16 protein-coding genes are annotated in these 18995 nt (G+C 51.8%); 12 read left to right on the top strand and 4 right to left on the bottom strand.

Going from position 1 to position 18995, the window contains the following annotated elements; genetic code table 11:
* Positions 1–67: 67 nt before the first annotated feature.
* From spoT to gmk, 3 genes are all read right to left on the bottom strand, one after another.
* Positions 68–2167, bottom strand: a complete 2100-nt coding sequence (spoT, locus tag BZG23_RS09135; protein WP_046074662.1) for a bifunctional GTP diphosphokinase/guanosine-3',5'-bis pyrophosphate 3'-pyrophosphohydrolase — start codon at positions 2165–2167, stop codon at positions 68–70.
* A 27-nt stretch (positions 2168–2194) separates the two neighbouring features.
* Positions 2195–2467, bottom strand: coding sequence for a DNA-directed RNA polymerase subunit omega (gene rpoZ / locus BZG23_RS09130; protein WP_046074663.1), 273 nt, complete (start codon positions 2465–2467; stop codon positions 2195–2197).
* A 114-nt stretch (positions 2468–2581) separates the two neighbouring features.
* Complete coding sequence (gene gmk / locus BZG23_RS09125) at positions 2582–3205, bottom strand: guanylate kinase (RefSeq protein ID WP_046074664.1); 624 nt, start codon at positions 3203–3205, stop codon at positions 2582–2584.
* A gap of 381 nt (positions 3206–3586) precedes the next feature.
* Here gmk and BZG23_RS09120 point away from each other — a divergent pair, with 381 nt between their 5' ends.
* On the top strand, positions 3587–4504 hold the full coding sequence (locus tag BZG23_RS09120; protein WP_077606759.1) for a phytanoyl-CoA dioxygenase family protein: 918 nt from the start codon (positions 3587–3589) through the stop codon (positions 4502–4504).
* 131 nt (positions 4505–4635) lie between these two features.
* Complete coding sequence (locus BZG23_RS09115; RefSeq protein ID WP_241837203.1) at positions 4636–5739, top strand: glycerophosphodiester phosphodiesterase; 1104 nt, start codon at positions 4636–4638, stop codon at positions 5737–5739.
* Positions 5740–5929: 190 nt separating this feature from the next.
* Here the strand turns inward: BZG23_RS09115 and BZG23_RS09110 are convergent, their stop codons facing one another.
* Entirely contained in the window at positions 5930–7246 is a 1317-nt protein-coding gene (locus tag BZG23_RS09110; protein ID WP_077606758.1) for an MATE family efflux transporter, read from the bottom strand.
* Between the two features lie 679 nt (positions 7247–7925).
* On the opposite strand from BZG23_RS09110, the gene BZG23_RS09105 reads away from it, so the two are divergent.
* The 10 genes from BZG23_RS09105 to gndA all read left to right on the top strand — a co-directional run bounded on the left by BZG23_RS09105 (position 7926) and on the right by gndA (position 18948).
* Positions 7926–8951 carry an ABC transporter permease subunit gene (locus BZG23_RS09105; RefSeq protein WP_046074667.1) on the top strand — a complete coding sequence of 342 codons (1026 nt, stop codon included), beginning with the start codon at positions 7926–7928 and terminating at the stop codon, positions 8949–8951.
* Position 8952: 1 nt separating this feature from the next.
* Positions 8953–9996, top strand: a complete 1044-nt coding sequence (locus BZG23_RS09100; RefSeq protein WP_077606757.1) for an ABC transporter permease — start codon at positions 8953–8955, stop codon at positions 9994–9996.
* A gap of 46 nt (positions 9997–10042) precedes the next feature.
* Positions 10043–11869, top strand: coding sequence for an extracellular solute-binding protein (locus BZG23_RS09095; protein ID WP_077606756.1), 1827 nt, complete (start codon positions 10043–10045; stop codon positions 11867–11869).
* An 8-nt stretch (positions 11870–11877) separates the two neighbouring features.
* Entirely contained in the window at positions 11878–12744 is an 867-nt protein-coding gene (locus BZG23_RS09090) for an ABC transporter ATP-binding protein (RefSeq protein WP_077606755.1), read from the top strand.
* A 15-nt stretch (positions 12745–12759) separates the two neighbouring features.
* Positions 12760–13647, top strand: coding sequence for an ABC transporter ATP-binding protein (locus BZG23_RS09085; protein WP_077606754.1), 888 nt, complete (start codon positions 12760–12762; stop codon positions 13645–13647).
* 288 nt (positions 13648–13935) lie between these two features.
* Complete coding sequence (locus BZG23_RS09080) at positions 13936–14952, top strand: TRAP transporter substrate-binding protein (protein WP_046074670.1); 1017 nt, start codon at positions 13936–13938, stop codon at positions 14950–14952.
* A gap of 62 nt (positions 14953–15014) precedes the next feature.
* The gene (locus tag BZG23_RS09075; protein ID WP_077606753.1) at positions 15015–15572 is read left to right on the top strand and encodes a TRAP transporter small permease subunit; all 558 of its coding nucleotides are present in this window, start codon (positions 15015–15017) and stop codon (positions 15570–15572) included.
* Positions 15565–16881, top strand: a complete 1317-nt coding sequence (locus BZG23_RS09070) for a TRAP transporter large permease (protein ID WP_077578197.1) — start codon at positions 15565–15567, stop codon at positions 16879–16881. Before BZG23_RS09075 ends, BZG23_RS09070 begins: the two co-directional genes overlap by 8 nt.
* 79 nt (positions 16882–16960) lie before the next feature.
* Positions 16961–17461 (top strand): gluconokinase, encoded by a 501-nt coding sequence (locus BZG23_RS09065; RefSeq protein WP_077606752.1) that lies wholly within the window; start codon positions 16961–16963, stop codon positions 17459–17461.
* Positions 17458–18948 (top strand): NADP-dependent phosphogluconate dehydrogenase, encoded by a 1491-nt coding sequence (gene gndA / locus BZG23_RS09060; RefSeq protein WP_077606751.1) that lies wholly within the window; start codon positions 17458–17460, stop codon positions 18946–18948. The genes BZG23_RS09065 and gndA overlap by 4 nt, the downstream gene beginning before the upstream one ends.
* The last annotated feature ends 47 nt before the right edge of the window (positions 18949–18995 follow it).

Genomic DNA, 18995 nt, shown 5'->3' with positions numbered 1-18995 from the left:
ATGGCAGACGAAAAACAAATGCGCCCGCCAAAAAGGACGGGCGACGGGCAATAGTGTATTGAGGCGATCAGTTTTTCTGGCGGCTAACCTTCACCACGTTAGGCATCACCCGCAGGCGGCGCATGATATTGGCTAGGTGCACTCTGTCTTTGGTCGTTAGGCGAACAAAGATAGTGTACAAGCGGCCATCGCGCTCTTCGGTGGTTAGCCCTTGGATATTGGAGCCGGTTGATGCAATGGTATTGGTTAAATCTGCCAGCGCCCCTTGATGGTTTTGCATATCCACACGCACCCGTGTGCTGAACTCTTGTTCAAAATCGTCCGCCCACTCGACCGGCATATATTTATCCGGCTCTTGGCGGTGGCCGCGGATGTTAGCACAGGTTTCACGGTGGATAACCAAGCCTTTACCTGGGCTGACATGGGCAATGATCGGGTCACCTGGGATTGGGCGACAGCAATTGGCATAGGTGACCAAGATACCATCGGCACCACGGATAGGCATTTTGCCCTCGGTGGGGGCCGCCGGGTCTTGATCTAGCAAGCGACGTGCGATCACTACGCTCATGAGTTCGCCAAGGCCAATCGACGCCAGTAAGTCGTCGCTGGTTTTCAGCTTTAAGTCACTCAGTACTGCCTCAACCCGCTCAGGGTTGATATCCGGCAGGTTTTGCTCTCCAAGCGCATGATTGAGCAGACGACGCCCTAAGGTCACCGACTCTTCACGGCGCATGGTTTTCAGCACTTGACGAATTTTCGTCCGGGCCCGCGCGGTCACTACATAGTTAAGCCAAGCCGCGTTGGGGCGCGCGCCGGGTGCGGTGATAATCTCTACTGTTTGACCATTTTTGAGCGGTTGACTTAGCGGGTAAGGTTGACGATTAACCCGCGCCCCGACACAGGTATTGCCCACATCGGTATGGACGGCATAGGCAAAGTCGACCGCGGTGGCATCGACAGGGAGCTCGACAATCCGCCCTTTGGGGGTAAAGACGTACAGCTCATCGGGGAAGAGATCCGATTTGACGCTCTCAATAAATTCAAACGAGCTACCGGCACTTTGTTGGAGCTCAATAATGTTTTGCATCCAGCGCTGCGCCCGTTTCTGTGCGGTGGTGCCAGAGGGCCTGTCGGCACCGCTTTTATACGCCCAGTGTGCCGCGACCCCTTTGTCGGCCATTTGATCCATGTCTTCGGTACGAATTTGTACTTCCACCGGGACACCATGTGGACCAATCATAGAGGTGTGCAGTGATTGATACCCGTTGGCTTTAGGCACCGCGATATAGTCTTTGAGCCGGCCTGGGCGTGGCTTATACAAGTTATGCATTTGCCCTAGCACGCGATAGCAGGTATCAAGATCACCCACAATCACTCGAAACGCGTATAAATCCATGATGGTATGGAAACGCTGCTCTTTATTCTTCATCTTGTTATAGATGGAGTAGAGGTTTTTCTCTCGGCCCAGCACACGGGCGTTAATCCCGGCATCTTCCAAACGACCTTCAATTTCCGCATGGATTTTTTGGATCATCTCTTTGCGGTTCCCCCGCGCTTGCGCGATCACCTTTTTAAGGACGCGGTAGCGATTGGGGTACAAGGCCTCAAAGCCGAGCTCTTCAAGCTCCACCTTTATATTATGGATACCCAAGCGGTGGGCGAGAGGGGCGAAGATTTCTAGCGTTTCACGGGCAATACGGCGTTTTTTGTCTGGGCGGAGGGCGCCCAAGGTACGCATATTGTGGGTGCGGTCACTCAGTTTTATCAGGATCACGCGAATGTCATGGGCCATCGCCATGACCATTTTGCGAAAGTTCTCGGCTTGGGCTTCTTTACGGTCGCGAAATTTAAGCTTATCAAGCTTAGAGACGCCGTCGACCAAGTCAGCCACCACATCACCAAAGCGTTGCTGCAGATCGTCTTTGGTCACCTCAGTGTCCTCAATGACATCATGCAGCAATGCCGCCATCAGGGTTTCACAGTCCAAGCGCATTTCCGCCAAGATCCGTGCCACCGCGATGGGGTGAATGATATAAGGTTCGCCGGTTGAGCGAGTTTGCCCGTCGTGGGCATCCCTGGCTACTAGGTAGGCTTGCCGAAGCGCTTCAAGCTGTGACTCCGGCAAATACTGGCTAGCAACTTCTTTCAGGCTATCAAATAGATACAAACGGCCTGTCCCTGATAAATGCAGCGTTTAACGTTGACCCGAAATGGTGCTTACCGCGGCCATTTCAGCGGCTTCTTGCTCTTGCTTTTCCTGACGCTCACGCGCGTCGAGGACTTCTTTGTTGATCAGTCCTTCTTCAACTTCACGCAAAGAGATCACTGTGTACTTGTCGTTTTCTTCTGCGACGAGGGCATCTTTGCCACCCGTTTGCATTTGACGGGCGCGGCGAGCCGCAACCAGAACGAGATCGAAGCGGTTACCAATTTTTTCAACGGCGTCTTGAACAGTTACGCGTGCCATGAAGGACTCCAGCTATGTCATCAATAGGTCATTCAAAATGACCGAAAAGTATACAAAAGGCCGCGACCTATTGCCAGCGTTGGCTGGGGCAATGGCCACGTCTCAATGTGGTGGTTAGTCAGCCAACAGTTCGTCGATCATTGCATGATACTTGCTGGCTTGTTTGGCTTGTGCCATCCGCTCGGCACGGATGATGGCCTTAATATCCATCAATGCGACATCAAAGTCATCATTAATAATCAGGTAATCATAATCAGCATAGTGAGAGATCTCGGAGCGTGCTTCCTGCATGCGTTGCGCAATCACTTCCTCACTGTCTTGGCCACGTGTCGTGAGGCGTCTTTCTAACTCTTCACGGCTTGGTGGCAAAATGAAAATACTCTTGCTGTTCGGCATTTGCTGACGAATTTGCTCAGCGCCTTGCCAATCGATATCGAGAAAAATATCGACACCATTATTAAGCATTTTTTCAATCCATACGCGCGAGGTGCCGTAATAATTGCCAAACACTTGCGCGTGCTCTAAGAACGCTTCCTGTGCAATCAGTGACTGAAATTCTTCCACCGAGACAAAATGATAGTGTACGCCATTTTCTTCACCCGGACGCATGGCGCGCGTCGTGTGAGACACAGACACTTTCATGTCATAGCGAGGGTTATCATTCAGCAACGCTGAAATCAGACTGGATTTGCCCGCACCACTTGGGGCGGAAACAATGTAAAGCGTACCTTGGCTCATGGATTGATCACTTTCACTGGCTGATGCCCATCCGCAGTATAGCGTATACGTACAGGCGTCGATCGACGAATAGATAGTTGTTCCCCGTGGGAGGCGCGCAGGGTAGCACGAACTCATTTGGATTTGAACGGGATCGCGGTGAAAGCGATCATTAAGATGGCTTGTCATGACGCATAGCGGTTGTGGGTTTACAAAGGTTCACTGTTCGATGTGGAGCTGGTAGGGTAGCGCGCAGTTATCTAAGAAGATGCATAGCACGCGTTGGGGGTTGATTTTAGATTAGCCGCCCACACCTGTGTTGTGTGCAATTCACGCCCTTTAGGGCCTCAAACAGCGAGAAGATATCACTAAAAAACGAACGACATGAAGGAGGTGTCAATAATGGAAGGTACACCCGATTTGTATCCCTCACGCGTCAATGGAAAAGAAACCCTCTCCCCACGTCTAGACCCTGTTGTGTACGGCAGTGCGCAACCCAAGGTACCGCATAGCTTAAGCCAGCACGAGCTGGATACGTTCGAGCGCCAAGGCTTTCTGGTTATGAAGGATTACATGCCGGAAATGGTGGCACCGCTTAAGCGTGAAATAACACGTTTGCGCGATGATATGGCCGGCTATGAAGAGCTATATACCGAGCCGGATAGTGACGAGCTGCGTACTATTTTTAAACCTTTTGCCTACAGTGATTTGATTGATCGCTTCTCACGCGATCCGCGCATTCTCAATAAAGTGCGGCAAATTTTGGGTTCGGACGCATATTTGATGCAATCGCGCGTCAATATTAAGCCTGCGTTTAAAGGCAAGTCGTTTCCTTGGCATTCTGACTTCGAGACTTGGCACGTTGAGGATGGAATGCCACGGATGCGAGCCGTGACCGTATGGCTGATGTTAACCGACAACACCGAGCACAATGGGCCTTTGTATGTGATCCCCGGCTCGCACCATCATTATGCGTCTTGTGAAGGCAACACCGGCGAAAAAAACTATCAGCAATCGCTGAAAAAACAAATGCTGGGCGTGCCCAAGCCAGAGACCATGGACGCATTGTTAGAAGGCAATGGCATTGCCTCGGTAACGGGACAAGCCGGTACCTTGGTGTTCCATGATTGTAACTTGATGCATGGCTCACCCGATAATATCGCCAACGACCCACGTTCGATTTTAATGTTCGTTTATAACAGTGTGGAAAACAAAACGGTGAAGCCATTTAGTGGGTTGCCACCGCGCCCGCACTATTTATCTAACCCCGACCAACGCCCCCTGCAGGCAGTAGAGTCACTCTGGCCGCTGGCCTCCTAACCGTGTTGACGCCCACGTCTTTGTGGGCGTTTTTATTTTTTCGCTTTAAATCAGGGTTTTGCTATGCTGTCGAGATAATTGAACAAGCGTTTAATTATCTCGCCAACTTCAACGACATTAAGGAGTTTCCGTTGAACACATCATTAAAAGCGACCCTGAGCGTGACAGCTACTGCCCTGAGTGTGGCCAGTGCCGTATCCTTCTCTTCTTTTGCTCAAGCCAGTGACACGGCGTTAAGCGCACAACTTGGCATTGCCGATCACGCGGTCATTGCCCACCGTGGTGATTCTTACAATGCGCCAGAGTCGACCTTGCCGGCTTACCAGCTTGCCTGTGAAGTGGGAGCCGATTATCTCGAGCTTGACCTACAGCGCACCAAAGACGGCAAATTGATCGCGGTGCATGACGACAACCTTAAGCGCAACACCAATATTGAGACAGTCTACCCTGAGCGTGCCGACGATCCGGTCAATACCTTTACTTGGGCAGAGCTGGAAAAACTGGATGCCGGTAGCTGGTATAACCAAGCCTATCCCGAGCGCGCACGCGAGAGCTTTAGCGGCTTGAAGCTAGTGACGCTGGATCAGGTACGTGAAATCGCGGAAGACTGTGCGCATCAGCCTGGGCTTTATATTGAAACCAAGGTGCCTGAGTTCTTCCCGGGGATTGAGCAGGATTTGAAGCAAGACTTGACCGAGCATGGTTGGTTAGATGACGACGCCAAAGGCAAAGTGATCCTGCAGACTTTTAACAAATCGAGCCTTGAAGCGCTGCAAGATGTGATGCCGAATGTGCCAAAAATCTTGCTGCTTTGGGCGGGTGATGGCTACATTCCCACTAAAGACAGCGCGCCGAAAGCGGATGATGAGTCTTACGCTCAGTACTACGCGCGTCAAGAAGTGGCCTCAAAATCCGGCTACGCAGAATGGTTGGATTATGCCAAGGAGCATGGCGCCATCGGTGTGGGGCCGTCGGGCACCCAAGCCAACTTTGATGATGCTTGGTCAAGCCAGTTTAGCTATATGGACTTGGCGAAGTCTTGGATGGTGGATATGAGCCATGAAAAAGGCTTGCTGATGCACATGTATACCTTGGACGATCGCGAAGATTTGATTCGTTACCGCGAGCGCGGTGTGGATGGCTTCTTTACCAACCGTCCTAACGTGGCGGTTAAAGCCTTAACCGACAGCGACGGTAAAGACATTGAAGCGACCTTAACGCAACTGGGTTATTAACCCCGCGCGCCATCTGTATTTACCTTTTGAGCCCGCCTGTTATTAGCGGGCTTTTTTAGTTATGTGCATCGACTGGAGCCGCACGCAGACACGCCGTTAATCCATCCCTGGAGGCTCCGCCGCGCCATCCTTGGCGCGGAGGGTCTGCTAAGCGAATCCAGTCGATGATAGCAGCGAGCATCGACTCAGTTTAGCGGGGCTGATGCGCCATCAGTTTAGCCAGCGTACGTCGGTACATGGCATAGGCCACGGCGCCTGCAAGGAGGTTACCGATTAAGGCACCGGCAAACAGGCCAAACAGCTCGCCAATTTGTGCGCCTAGCCAGAGGCAGGGCAGGAAAAACGCAAATAGGCGGAGCGCAGAAATGGTTAGGGCGGTGTATGAGCGGCCTAATGCATTGGTAATCGACACCATCAACATACACACCCCTAGCGCGCCCAGGCTAAACGGCACTAGCGTAAGGTGAGTGTACAAGATATCGGTGACTTGTTGATCGCTGGTCATCAAGTCCGCCAAGGGAGCGGCAGCAAGCCAGGTCACCACGGCAATCAGCAATTGAAAGCCGAGAATAAATTGACACGCTAACTTAACCAAATGGCGCACTTCGGTCAGATCGCCTTTACCCAGCAAACGACCCACCATGGGTGGCATTGACATAGTCAGCGCCAGTACCGAGACAATGGCAAAGAACTCAAAGCGTGAACCTAGCGCCCAGGCGGCCACTGCCGCTGAGCCAAAGCTGGCGAGCAGCTTGGTCGCCAGCATAGATGACACCGGCGGCAGCAGCTGGCTTATCATCGCTGGCCCCATAATATGCCCAATCGAACCCACACTTTGTTTGATGTTTAAGTCCTGCCAGTCAAACGAAACCCAGCCTTTACCGAACACGCGAGGCGCGACAATGGCAATGCCAGCGCCAAACGCAATCAAGGTTGCCACGGCCGCGCCATTAATGCCCCAATCGAGCCAAAAGATAAATACCGGGTCGAGCGCAAGGTTTAACAAGCTGGTGACCACCATCATGGAGCCGGGCAACATGGTGTTGCCATTGGCGCGTGCCAGGCTATAAAAGAAGTAAAGTACTGCGCCTGTCCAGGCACTGACTAACCAAATTTGCCAATAGCTATCAATTACCGGAAATACCTTGTCCGGCGCATCGAGCAACATCAAGATTGGATGGCGCAAGGCGTAGAGTAAGCCGGCAAACAGAGCAACGCCTGCGGTGCCAATAAATAAAATCAGGCCGCCTAATTGTTTGGCATAGCGGCACTGATCGGCCCCGAGCGCGCGTGAGATCACCGCCGTGGTCGCAATCCCGAGTCCGACTTGAATGCCGATAATGATCATCTGAATGGGCAAGGTGAAGCCTTGTGCCGCGAGAGGTAGCACGCCCAACTGACCAATGAAGGCGCTATCGACAAGTTGAAAACTCATCAGTGACAGTACGCCAAACAGCATGGGTAGGGTGGTCGAGAACAAGCGCTTTGCGCGAGAAGCAGACTCCATCAGGCACTCTTTGCTTAATTGGATGAAAAAAAGCCGAGCAGGAAGAGGCTCGGCATCACTCAACCAATTGTAGAGGATTGCTAAAAATTACCAACCCCTAATAAATACGGTTATTCAGTGTCAGAGAGTCTGACCCTAGCGATGCGATGGACGTTCAGGGGGCGACTGCACACAATCATTGGGGTTAGTGATTCATGCTGTTAGCTCTGGTTTATAGTGAAACAAGTCACTATCACTGTTGCGCTGATCCTGATGAATGAATATGAGATTGAGGATGGAGCGGGAGGATGGTTGTCTGTTTATCAAGGCAGGCACTGTGGTGGGTTATCGGTGCGTGCAATCACAAGAAGATACAAGGTTTCGGTGAAATGTCATTTTTATTGCATTTTAAACCAAACCTTTTTAACTATTGATTGAAATATTTATTGCTTTTAGCGATAAGCAAGCTAGCACAACACAGTAATTAGTGCCGGAATAACGTCATTGTTTTGTCGCAAAAAAATGAATTTTGACAGCGTGTTATCGTTGATCGTGACCAAAATTCAAGATAAATATAGACCACTTTATATAAGTGTGTAATACGTATTGTTGCTTTCAGTGCTTAGGATGGCCAAGAGAACGCAACGGCAGGCGCAGTGCTCTGCAAAAATATCAGACAGTGGACAGGGAGTAGTGGACTATGCTGTCGTACTTTTTACGCCGGTTACTGTTGGTGATCCCGACGTTTCTCGGCATTACCATTTTGATTTTCGGTATCACCCGCCTAGTACCAGGTGGGCCGGTCGAACGGATGATGACGCAAATGCAGGCTCAAGCCGATGGTGGCTCGAGCTTGCAGCGTGCTGGCGATAGCTCAGCGTTATCAGACGATCAGATTGCTGAACTCAAGGCATTTTACGGCCTCGATAAACCCGTGCTCGAGGCCTACGTGGATTGGCTCGGCAAACTGGCCAATTTGGACTTGGGCGAGTCGACCCGCTACTACGAGCCGGTCACCGACATGATTGCCGAGCGTCTGCCCGTCTCTTTGTTTTATGGCGGGATGACCTTCTTCATCAGTTATTTCATTTCTCTTCCGCTTGGTTATTACAAAGCCCTCAAACACGGCTCGGTGTTTGACTCCTCTTCCTCTGTGCTGATCTTTATTGGTTTTGCCTTACCCGGCTATGTGGTGGGGGTATTGCTGATCACCTTATTTAGCTATCACCTCGAATGGTTTCCGATGGGGGGCTTTGTGGGGGACGCTTACTACGATGCCACCAGTTTTTGGGAACGCGCCAAAGATGTGATGTGGCATGCGGTGCTGCCGCTGATTTGTTATCTGATTGGTGACTTTGCCACTCTGACCATGACGATGAAAAACAATCTGATGGAAAACTTGTCGGCGGACTATATCCGTACTGCTATCGCCAAAGGGTTACCGTTCCGCTCGGCGGTGCGCAAACACGCGCTGCGCAACAGCTTAATTCCGATAGCCAGCCATTTTGGCAACTCCTTGTTGTTCTTTATGACTGGTGCGTTTTTGATTGAAGTGATTTTCAACATCAACGGCATTGGCTTACTTGGCTATGAGTCGATTATGGAGCGCGATTATCCGGTGGTAATGGGCATTGTCGCCATCAATGCGCTTTTACTGCTGGCCGGCAACATTATCTCCGATATCTGTGTTGCCTTGGTTGACCCTCGCGTGAAGTTTGGATCTTGATATGTTGACGTTTAGCCCTTTAACTCAAAAGAAAATCCGCAGTTTTAAGCAAATTAAACGTGGTTACTGGTCGTTTATCATCTTGACCACCATGCTGGTGTTGTCGCTGTTTGCCGAGCTTTTTATCAACAGTAAAGCGTTAATGGTCAAATACGACGGCGAGTATTATTTCCCGGTACTGAGTGATGTGTACTTGGCGAGCGATTTTGGGCAGGTAGGAACCAGTGAGGCCAACTATCGTCAGCTCGCGAAAGCCTTTGCCGCGCAAGGCGGTGACAATTATGTGGTGATGCCCCTAGTGCCGTGGAACCCGCTTGAGCAAGACTTTAGCGGTGATTTCCCGCCGACAGCGCCCAGTGCTGAGCATCAGCATTACCTTGGCACTGATGAGATTGGTCGCGACATCCTCGCCCGCTTGGTGTACGGCTTTCGTATCGCCATGGGCTTTGCGTTGCTCACCATGGCCGCTTCCTATGCGATTGGCACGGCTGTCGGCTGTGCGATGGGCTTTTGGGGCGGCAAGTTTGACCTCTTCTTCCAACGCTTTATCGAAATCTGGTCGATGGTGCCGTTTTTGTACGTGATCATGATTTTGGTCTCGATTCTTCAGCCCACCTTTGCCCTGTTCGTTGCGATTAATGTGCTATTCGGCTGGATGGCGATCACCTGGTATATGCGCACCATGACCTATAAAGAGTCAGCGCGTGATTATGTGATGGCCGCGCGCGCACTCGGTGCCTCGACCAGCCGGATCTTATTCCGTCATATTTTGCCCAATACCATGGTGATGATTGTGACTTTGGCGCCCTTTACCATCGCACTCAATATTACCGCGCTAACGGCGCTGGATTATCTCGGCCTAGGACTGATGCCGCCGACGCCAAGTTGGGGCGAGCTGTTGCAGCAAGGCAAATCAAATTTGGACGCGCCATGGATTGTTGCGTCCGTGGTGACCTCACTGGTGGTGGTATTGGTGATGGTGACCTTCATTGGTGAAGCGGTGCGCGCTGCTTTCGACCCGAAAAAATTCACCCGTTACGACTAACGTTAAACACAATGTGCAATGTTTGAATCACGATAAGGAAATCACGATGAAAAAACTGATCCTTGCGACCTCAATCTCAATGTTTAGCCTGACTGGCTGGGCGGCGGATTTGCCTGAAAACCTCAATTGGCAAACCAACTGGGATGCGCCTAAAATCGGCTCTCCCGACGCCAAACGTGGCGGCGTTTTGCGCTCACACTTAAGCTCCTTTCCCCAGACGCTGCGCACGGTTGGCCCAGACTCCAACGCAGGCCTGCGCAGTTATTTTCTCGATGAAATGCCTTCATTGGTAAAGCGCCACCCAGACACCTTGGAATGGATCCCGGATTTAGCCAACGAGTGGGCCTATGGTGACGACCATAAAACCATCTACTTTAAGCTTAACCCAGAGGCGACCTGGTCGGATGGCGAGCCCGTCACCGCTGAGGATTTTGTCTTTATGATGCAGTTCTACCGCTCGAAAGACATTGTTGCCCCTTGGTACAACGACTACTACACCAACACCATTGGTGGGGTAGAGAAAATTGACCAACACACCATTGCGATCTCGACCGCGATAGAGAAAAGTGACGAAGATCTGATGTATACCTTGGGTAGTTTGGTCCCACGTCCCGCGCATTTTTACGCCAATCCGCGTAAAGATGAAAACCAAGACGGCATTGCCGACGACTTTGTGCGCCGTTATAACTTCAAAGCGACGCCCACCCTGGGTCCGTACGAATTAGCGCGGGTGCAAAAAGGCCGCAGCGTCACCTTTGAGCATGTCGATGACTGGTGGGGCTACACCAACCCCTATTATCAGCACCGCTATAACGTCGACAAAATTCGCCTGCGTGTGATCCGGGATAACGACATCGCCATGAAGCACTTTGAGAAAGGCAACTTGGATGTGTTCGACTTGCTCTTACCGGATGTGTGGCACGACAAAACCCAATCTGAACCTTATAAAAAAGGCTATATCACCAAATTCTGGGGCCACAACGAATTACCGGTTGGCGCGGGTGGTTTATGGATGAATACCGCCATGCCGCTACTCGATGATATCAATGTGCGCAAAGGCATCATCTATGCCACCGACTTTGATGGCATGATTGAAAACATTACCCGTGGTGACTACTCACGCAAGCCACATGCAATGGGACATGGTCATGGTGAGTACGACAATGATGGTGCGACGCCACAACCGTTTGACCCTAAAAAAGCGATCAGCTATTTCGAAAAAGCCGGCTTTGACCAAGTGGGGCCCGATGGTATTCGTGTTAATGACAAAGGTGAGCGCTTAAGCTTTGCCATCACTTATGGGTATCAGCATCACACGCCGCGTATTGCCTATTTGAAAGAGCAAGCGAAGCAAGCGGGGTTGGACTTTACTATCCACCTGGTTGATGGCTCATCGGCGTTTAAATACGTGCGGGAGAAAAAGCATCAGCTGGCGTTTCTTGATATGGGTACCTCAGAAATCCCGGCCTATTGGCAGTACTTCCACTCGGATAACGCCAATAAAAAGCAAACCAATAACCACACCAATTACAGCTCCCCGGCGCTGGATAAGCTGATCATGGCGTACAAGACCGAGTTCGACATGGCGAAGAAATACCAGCTGTCGCACCAGATCCGCGCTAAGATCTCAGAAGCCAGTGTGATTGTGCCCGGGTACATGGTGCCCTATGTGCGTCAAGGTTTTTGGCGTTATGTGCAAATCCCAGATAACGCGATGACCAAGCGCACCGAGAAGATGGTGACCAGCGGCCGCGTGATGGGCTTTGGCACCTTCTGGATTGATGAAGAGATGAAAGACGCCACCGAAGAGGCCATGGACGAGGACAAAGCCTTTGAGCCGGTGACCATCATTGATGACAGATACAAGCTGTAGAGGCGGTTATGACCCAGGATGTCATTCTTTCGGTTAAGGATTTGACCGTTAATTTTACCACTGACGATGGCCCCCGTGAGGTACTTCACGGGGTGAGCTTTGAAGTCAAAGCCGGGCGCACGCTCGGCTTAGTGGGCGAGTCGGGCAGCGGCAAAAGTGTTACAGCGATGTCGATCATGGGCTTACTGCCTAAGCCTTACGGGCAGGTGACGGGTGGTGAAATCTTGTACCGCGGGACCGACTTGGTCACTCTGCCAGCCAAAGAGCGCTATGCGATGCGCGGCAATCGGATCTCGATTATCTTTCAAGACCCGATGACGGCGCTGAACCCTGTGCACACCATTGGCCGGCAAATCAATGAAGTCTTGACGCTACACCGCCCAGAGCTCGACAAAAAAGCCCGCGCGGCGTGTGCGCTCGACATGCTGGCTAAGGTGAAAATCCCGATGCCAGAAAAGCGGCTGAACGAGTATCCGCATAACCTATCCGGCGGGATGCGTCAGCGGGTAATGATCGCGATGGCACTGGCCTGTAAGCCTGACATCTTGATTTGTGATGAGCCAACCACTGCCTTGGATGTGACGGTGCAGGCCTCGATTTTGGACTTGATCAACGAGCTGCAAGAAGAAACCGGCATGGCGGTGATTTTTATCACCCATGATCTGGGGGTAGTCGCCGAGGTGTGTGACGATGTGGCGGTGATGTACGACGGCCAAATTCGCGAACGCGCTGATATCTTTACCTTGTTTGATCATCCAGCCCATCCGTATACCAAGCGGTTGTTGGGATTAATGCCAGGGCGTCACCATCAGCCCAAACAGATGATTGATATTCGGCCGTTGGAAGAGTTTGATGCCGCGCCATCATCCACGTAGTTGCAGGAGAACTCGATGAGCAAGGAAGTCCTCAGAGTAGAAAACCTGAAGCAGTATTTTGTCTCGGGCAAGGGCCTGCTTCGTCAAGGTTACACCATTAAAGCCGTCGATGGCGTATCGCTCTCGGTATCCCAAGGCGAAACGCTCGGGTTGGTGGGTGAGTCGGGGTGTGGCAAAAGCACCCTTGGCCGTACCATGCTTAAGCTGTTTGAACCGACCGAAGGGAAAATTTTCTTTGAAGGTAAAGACATCACGCATTTATCGCCACGTCAGATGCGGCCACTGCGTAAAGACATGCAGATTGTCTTTCAAGACCCACTCGAGTCGCTCAACCAGCGCCATACCATTGGTGGGATCTTAGAAGAGCCCTTTATCATTCACAATATAGGCTCCGCGAAAGAGCGTCGCCAATGGGTGTTTGAGCTATTAGATAAAGTCGGCTTGCCCCATGATGCGGTTAACCGCTATCCGCATGAATTCTCGGGCGGTCAGCGCCAGCGGATTGGTATTGCCCGAGCGATCGCTCTTAAACCGAAACTGCTTATTTGTGACGAATCCGTCTCCGCCTTGGATGTGTCGGTGCAGGCACAGATTCTTAACTTGCTGCTGAAGTTACAGCAAGAGATGAACTTGGCGATGATTTTTATCTCCCACGACTTATCGGTGGTTCGCCATATCTCCGATAAGGTGGCAGTGATGTACTTTGGTCATGTGGTGGAAGAGGGTCCGACCGAAACCGTCTACCATCAGCCGCAGCACGAGTACACGCAAACGTTACTCTCCGCGATCCCGATCACCCATCCCAAATACCGCAAACACAAACGCCGCGCTGAGCAGCCGGCCGCTGACGCGGACATTCAGCACGAGTCGGTGGGCGAAAAAAAGCCTGAAACCACCCGCTAGCACCGTTTCCCACCCTGTTTCAGGGTGGGCATCGGCTCATGCTTACGCTTTTTACCGAGGACGCTAGCACGACAACCGCCAATGTGGTGTGCCTCACACTTCTTCCTCTTTGCTTTATCCTTGTGACAAATTAATCAATAACTGTGAGTGCGATCTCTGTTCATGCATCAGTGTTACCGGTAACTTTACGGCGTAGAACGTTGGTAACATAACTATTACATCCAGTGTTTCGACCAATCGCATTCCAGGATTTTGGAATAAGTGGAAATAAAACAAGGACATCCTACTATGAAAGCAATAACGAAAACCCTGCTCGCTGCCTCTATCTCTGGCTTGTTCTCTGTGTCAGCGATGGCGGCGGATTTTAATCTGAAAATCCAATCCTCTGATCCCTCTGGTGATCTCAACTTTAAGGTTCAGCAGCGCTGGGCGGATCGTGTTGAGACCATGTCTGATGGCCAAATCAATATCGATTTATTACCTGTCGGCTCTGTGGTGAAACACACCGAGACCCTTGGGGCGATAAAAATGGGGATCCTGGACGGCCATGTTACCGCCACGGGCTACTTTTCGGGCAAAGATCCGGCCTTTGGCTTGATTGGTAATATGGTCGGTGCTTGGTCCGATACCACCCAGCTGCTGCAATACATGAATTACGGTGGCGGGAATGAGCTGATGACTGAGCTTTACGCTCCGTACGGCGTGCAGTTTGTAGGCGCATCGACCACAGGCGTTGAGTCGTTTATTTCCAAAAAACCGATTGATGGCGTGGCTGATCTGAAAGGGCTCAAATTGCGTGCTCCGGAAGGCTTGGTGCAGCAAGTGTTTGCCGCCGCTGGCGCCACACCGGTTAACTTGCCGGGCTCGGAAGTCTTTACCGGTCTGAGCAAAGGGGTGATTGATGCGGCCGATTACACCGTATTTTCCACCAACCAAAAAGCGGGCATGAATGATATTGCACCGCACCCAGTGCAACCAGGCTTCCACTCGCTGCCACTGATTGATATCTCTATTGCGCAGAAAAAATGGGACAAGATGCCGGAAGACTTGCAGACCATTTTGAAAACCTCTGTTCGTGACTTTTCTTACGACATGACCACCCAACTGAAAATGGCAGATATGGCAGCCGTGAAAGAGGCCAAAGCCAACCCAGAGATCACTATCCACGATTGGTCTGACGAAGAGCGCAAGAAGTTTCGTGAAATTGCCAAAACCCAATGGAAAGTGTTTGCCGAGCGCTCACCGAATGCACAAAAAGTGTATGACTCAGTGACCGAGTTCTTAGAAACCAATGGCTTGTTGTAAGCATTCATCCTTGTCTTGTCAGTGATAGGAGGGCATCGCCCTCCTGATTGTGGACCTATTTTATGACTGAACAAACACCTCATACCCCGCCCGAGCCCGACGAGCACCCAAGAAACGTACTCGATAGAGCGATCATTAAGGTGAGCCACCTATTAAGTTGGTTGTTTATCGCCACCGTCTTTATCTCTTTTTATGAGGTGGTGATGCGCTACCTGTTTGATTCGCCCACCACCTGGGTGCATGAAACGGCCTCATTTATCGGCGGCTCTTTGTTCATTATCGGTGGGATTTATGCCTTCGCGGCCAATCGCCATGTGCGTGTCGTCCTGGTTTACGACGCGGTGTCGTCACAAACGCGCAAATACCTCAACTTGGTTCATCACCTCGTGGGGCTCGCGTTTGCCAGTATGCTGGCTTATTCATCCTACTCGCTTGCCAAGGAAGCTTGGTTTGCACCTTGGGGCGAATTACGGCTTGAGACCTCGGGGTCTGTGCTTAATGCGCCCTATCCGGCGCTGCTTAAAGGGCTGATTTTTATCGCGCTGTGTATTCTCGTGATCCAGTTTGTATTGCATCTCATCCAAGAGCTGATGGGACTGAGGAACAAAGACGATGTTTGATTTATCTTCGATTGGACTGGCATGGGGAAGCCTGCTCATGCTGGTGATGCTGATTGGACTGCTGCTCACTGGGATGCAATTGGCGTTTGTGTCTGGGTTTGTGGCGATCTTTTTTACCCTCTTTTGGTTTGGCCCCGAGGCGATGCCATTAATTGCTAGCCGTACCTACAGTTTTGCCTCTGGTTACGTCTTTTTAGCCGTGCCGATGTTCGTGTTGATGGCAGCACTGCTTGACCGTTCAGGCATTGCCAAAGATCTTTTCGATGCCATGAAGTCCCTAGGACGCAAGGTGAGAGGCGGAGTCGCGGTACAAACCATTTTAGTCGCGGTGTTGCTGGCTTCTATGTCTGGCGTGATTGGCGGTGAAACCGTGCTATTGGGGATCTTGGCGTTACCGCAAATGCTCCGCCTTGGTTATGATCGCAAACTGGCGATCGGGACCACCTGTGCCGGGGGCGCGCTCGGGACCATGCTGCCGCCCAGTATCGTACTGATTATTTACGGCATGACCGCCAGTGTATCGATTGGCGATTTGTTCAAGGCATCCTTTCTCCCCGCCTTTATTCTTGCCGCCTGTTACATCGCTTATGTGTTGATTCGCTGTAAGTTAAACCCATCTCTGGCACCGATCCCAAGCGACAGCGGCGAAGAAGAGGAGCCGCAAGTGAGCTACTTTAAAGCGCTATTTTTCCCGCTTTTCTCGGTAGCGGTGGTGCTTGGCAGTATTTACACCGGGGTGGCCTCGGTCACTGAAGCCTCGGCGCTTGGCGTGGTGGGGATCATGCTGTCTGCGATTGTCCGTGGTGAGATGAACCTTTCGATGCTCAAAGAGAGCGCGATTGCCACCATGCGCACTTGCGGGATGATCATGTGGATTGGCATTGGTGCCAGCGCCCTGGTGGGAATCTACAACCTGATGGGCGGGATTGATTTTGTTGAACAAGTGATCCTGAGCCTAAGTGGCGGCAGTGCGATAGGTACCTTGCTTATCATGATGGTGATCTTACTCGTCTTAGGGATGTTTCTAGACTGGGTCGGGGTGGCGCTGTTAACCATGCCGATTTTTGTACCCATTATCACCGGGCTTGGTTTTGACCCCATTTGGTTCGGGGTGGTGTTCTGCCTCAACATGCAGGTGTCGTTCCTTTCGCCACCATTTGGACCCGCTGCCTTTTACCTTAAATCGGTCGCCCCGAAAGACATTAGTCTTGGTGAGATTTTTACCTCACTCCTGCCTTTTATCGCTCTGCAAGTGTTCGTGCTGTCATTGGTGATTATCTTCCCTGAGTTGGCAATGTGGTGGCAATGATCATGGTATTAAAACAGCAATATCGAGTTCTCAAGATGTTATCGCTGGCGTGTGGCCTGGCTAAGGGTTGTGGTGTGTAATGAAAGTAAAAAAACTATTAATCATGGGGGTTTCAGGGTGCGGCAAAAGCCTGATTGGCAGTGAAATTGCCCGTGCACTCGACCTGCCTTTTTATGACGGTGACGATTATCATCCCGCTGACAATGTAGAAAAAATGCGGCAAGGGATCCCACTGACTGATGCTGACCGTAGTGGCTGGTTGCGCACCTTGAACCGTCTGTACACCGACAACGAAGCGGCGGTGATTGCCTGCTCAGCATTAAAACCGGAGTACCGTGACGTTCTGCGACAAAACAACCCAGAGTTAGTGATTGTCTACCTGCAAGGGGATTACGCCACGATTTGGTCACGGCTACAAAAACGGGCTAACCACTATTTTCATGGTGAAGCCATGCTGCGTAGCCAATTTGACGCCTTGGTTGAGCCCAGCGCCGAAGAGGCCTTGTTTGTCGATATCTCTTACCCCGTCGACACCGTGGTCGCGCACGCGTTGCAACAAATAAAGGAGGTGGAGTCATGATGCCATCACAGATAAGTCTGGTTGGATTAGGTGTGATGGGGAAAAGCCTGGCTTTAAACCTTGTCGATCATGGCTTTAACGTCGCAGGCTTTGATATTGATCCGCATCACCGGCAAGCGGCGCGCGAGGCCGCGCTGCCCCTCAATCAGGTCTCGGGAAAAGGCCAGCTAACGGTGGTCGATTCGCTATCTCAGCTGCTGGCCAGTTTGCAAACGCCGCGTGTTATCGCCTTGTCGGTGCCCGCCGGCGAAGTTGTTGATCAGGTGATCGATGAGTTGTTGGCGGCGGGCCTGGCACCTGACGATATTGTTATCGATACCGGCAACAGCCTGTGGACAGATAGTGAGCGGCGCGCCCACGACTACCAAGGGCAGTTGCGCTTTTTTAACACCGCCATCTCCGGTGGGGAAGTGGGCGCGCGTACCGGCCCCTCGCTGATGGCCAGTGGCGATGCGTCAGCGTGGGCGCAGGTTAAACCCATGTGGTTGGCGATTGCGGCAAAAGTGGATCACGCCGGTCAGCCTGTGGGCCAGTTTGAGCAGGGGGAGCCGTGTGCCGCTTACTTGGGCGGTGCGGGTGTGGGTCATTATGTCAAGATGGTACATAACGGCATTGAATATGCGGACATGCAGTTAATCGTGGAAGCGTACCATTTTATGTCGCAAGCATTAGGAATGTCGGCGGTGGAAATTGGCCAATGTTTTGCTCGTTGGAACCAAGGGCCGCTCAATAGCTACTTGATGGCAATCAGCGCCGAGATCTTACAAACTCCAGACCCTATCACAGGTAAGCCGTTCGTCGAGGTGGTACTGGATAAAGCCGGCCAAAAGGGGACAGGCATGTGGACGGCAGTGAATGCGCTGCAAACCGGTGTCGCGGCCCCGACCATTGCCCAGGCGGTGTTTGCACGCGCCCAAAGTGGCTTAAAAGCGGTGCGAGTGGCGGCAGCGAAAACCCGTACCAACTCAGCGGCTGTTGCGTATGATGATATTGATACGCAGCTTGAAAACCTACACGACGCCCTGTATTGCGCCAAATTATCGGTGTATGCCCAAGGGTTTGATCTGATCAACACCACCGCGCAGCAACAAGGTTGGACACTGGATTTTGCGCAAATTGCCAAGATCTGGCGGGCAGGGTGCATTATCCGCGCGCAATGTTTAAGCGAGATTGCTGGTGCGTATCAACAGACGCCAGATGTTGCTAACTTACTTCTCGTCGCGCCCTTTGCCGAGGCGATGAGCCGCCAAGCTCCCGGCTGGCGAGCGACCGTTGCCAGTGCCGCGCAAGCGGCGGTGCCTATTCCCGCGATGGCGGCGTCATTGAGCTATTTTGATGCTCTTCATAGCGAGGTGTTACCCGCTAACTTGCTTCAGGCTCAGCGCGACTATTTTGGCGCCCATGGTTATGCACGTGTCGATGATGATGGGTCACGCCAGTACCATTTGACCTGGAGTGAGCAGCCAAAGCGACAACAAACACGATAAGCCAACGCGCGCTGTGATGGGCGCGCCTTTTTGTTACACGTAACAAC

It is taken from the genome of Salinivibrio sp. ML290, from assembly GCF_001995695.1.
GTDB lineage: Bacteria > Pseudomonadota > Gammaproteobacteria > Enterobacterales > Vibrionaceae > Salinivibrio > Salinivibrio siamensis.
This window is presented reverse-complemented; position numbering and strand designations above follow the sequence as displayed.

Excerpts from the sequence above, each read along its gene's own strand:
- BZG23_RS09070 (WP_077578197.1), top strand. The coding sequence starts at position 15,565 with ATGTTTGATTTATCTTCGATTGGACTGGCATGGGGAAGCCTGCTCATG.
- BZG23_RS09120 (WP_077606759.1), top strand. The coding sequence starts at position 3,587 with ATGGAAGGTACACCCGATTTGTATCCCTCACGCGTCAATGGAAAAGAA.
- BZG23_RS09100 (WP_077606757.1), top strand. The coding sequence starts at position 8,953 with ATGTTGACGTTTAGCCCTTTAACTCAAAAGAAAATCCGCAGTTTTAAG.
- BZG23_RS09065 (WP_077606752.1), top strand. The coding sequence starts at position 16,961 with ATGAAAGTAAAAAAACTATTAATCATGGGGGTTTCAGGGTGCGGCAAA.
- BZG23_RS09090 (WP_077606755.1), top strand. The coding sequence starts at position 11,878 with ATGACCCAGGATGTCATTCTTTCGGTTAAGGATTTGACCGTTAATTTT.
- BZG23_RS09080 (WP_046074670.1), top strand. The coding sequence starts at position 13,936 with ATGAAAGCAATAACGAAAACCCTGCTCGCTGCCTCTATCTCTGGCTTG.
- gmk (WP_046074664.1), bottom strand. The coding sequence starts at position 3,205 with ATGAGCCAAGGTACGCTTTACATTGTTTCCGCCCCAAGTGGTGCGGGC.
- BZG23_RS09095 (WP_077606756.1), top strand. The coding sequence starts at position 10,043 with ATGAAAAAACTGATCCTTGCGACCTCAATCTCAATGTTTAGCCTGACT.
- BZG23_RS09085 (WP_077606754.1), top strand. The coding sequence starts at position 12,760 with ATGAGCAAGGAAGTCCTCAGAGTAGAAAACCTGAAGCAGTATTTTGTC.
- BZG23_RS09075 (WP_077606753.1), top strand. The coding sequence starts at position 15,015 with ATGACTGAACAAACACCTCATACCCCGCCCGAGCCCGACGAGCACCCA.
- BZG23_RS09105 (WP_046074667.1), top strand. The coding sequence starts at position 7,926 with ATGCTGTCGTACTTTTTACGCCGGTTACTGTTGGTGATCCCGACGTTT.
- gndA (WP_077606751.1), top strand. The coding sequence starts at position 17,458 with ATGATGCCATCACAGATAAGTCTGGTTGGATTAGGTGTGATGGGGAAA.
- rpoZ (WP_046074663.1), bottom strand. The coding sequence starts at position 2,467 with ATGGCACGCGTAACTGTTCAAGACGCCGTTGAAAAAATTGGTAACCGC.
- BZG23_RS09110 (WP_077606758.1), bottom strand. The coding sequence starts at position 7,246 with ATGGAGTCTGCTTCTCGCGCAAAGCGCTTGTTCTCGACCACCCTACCC.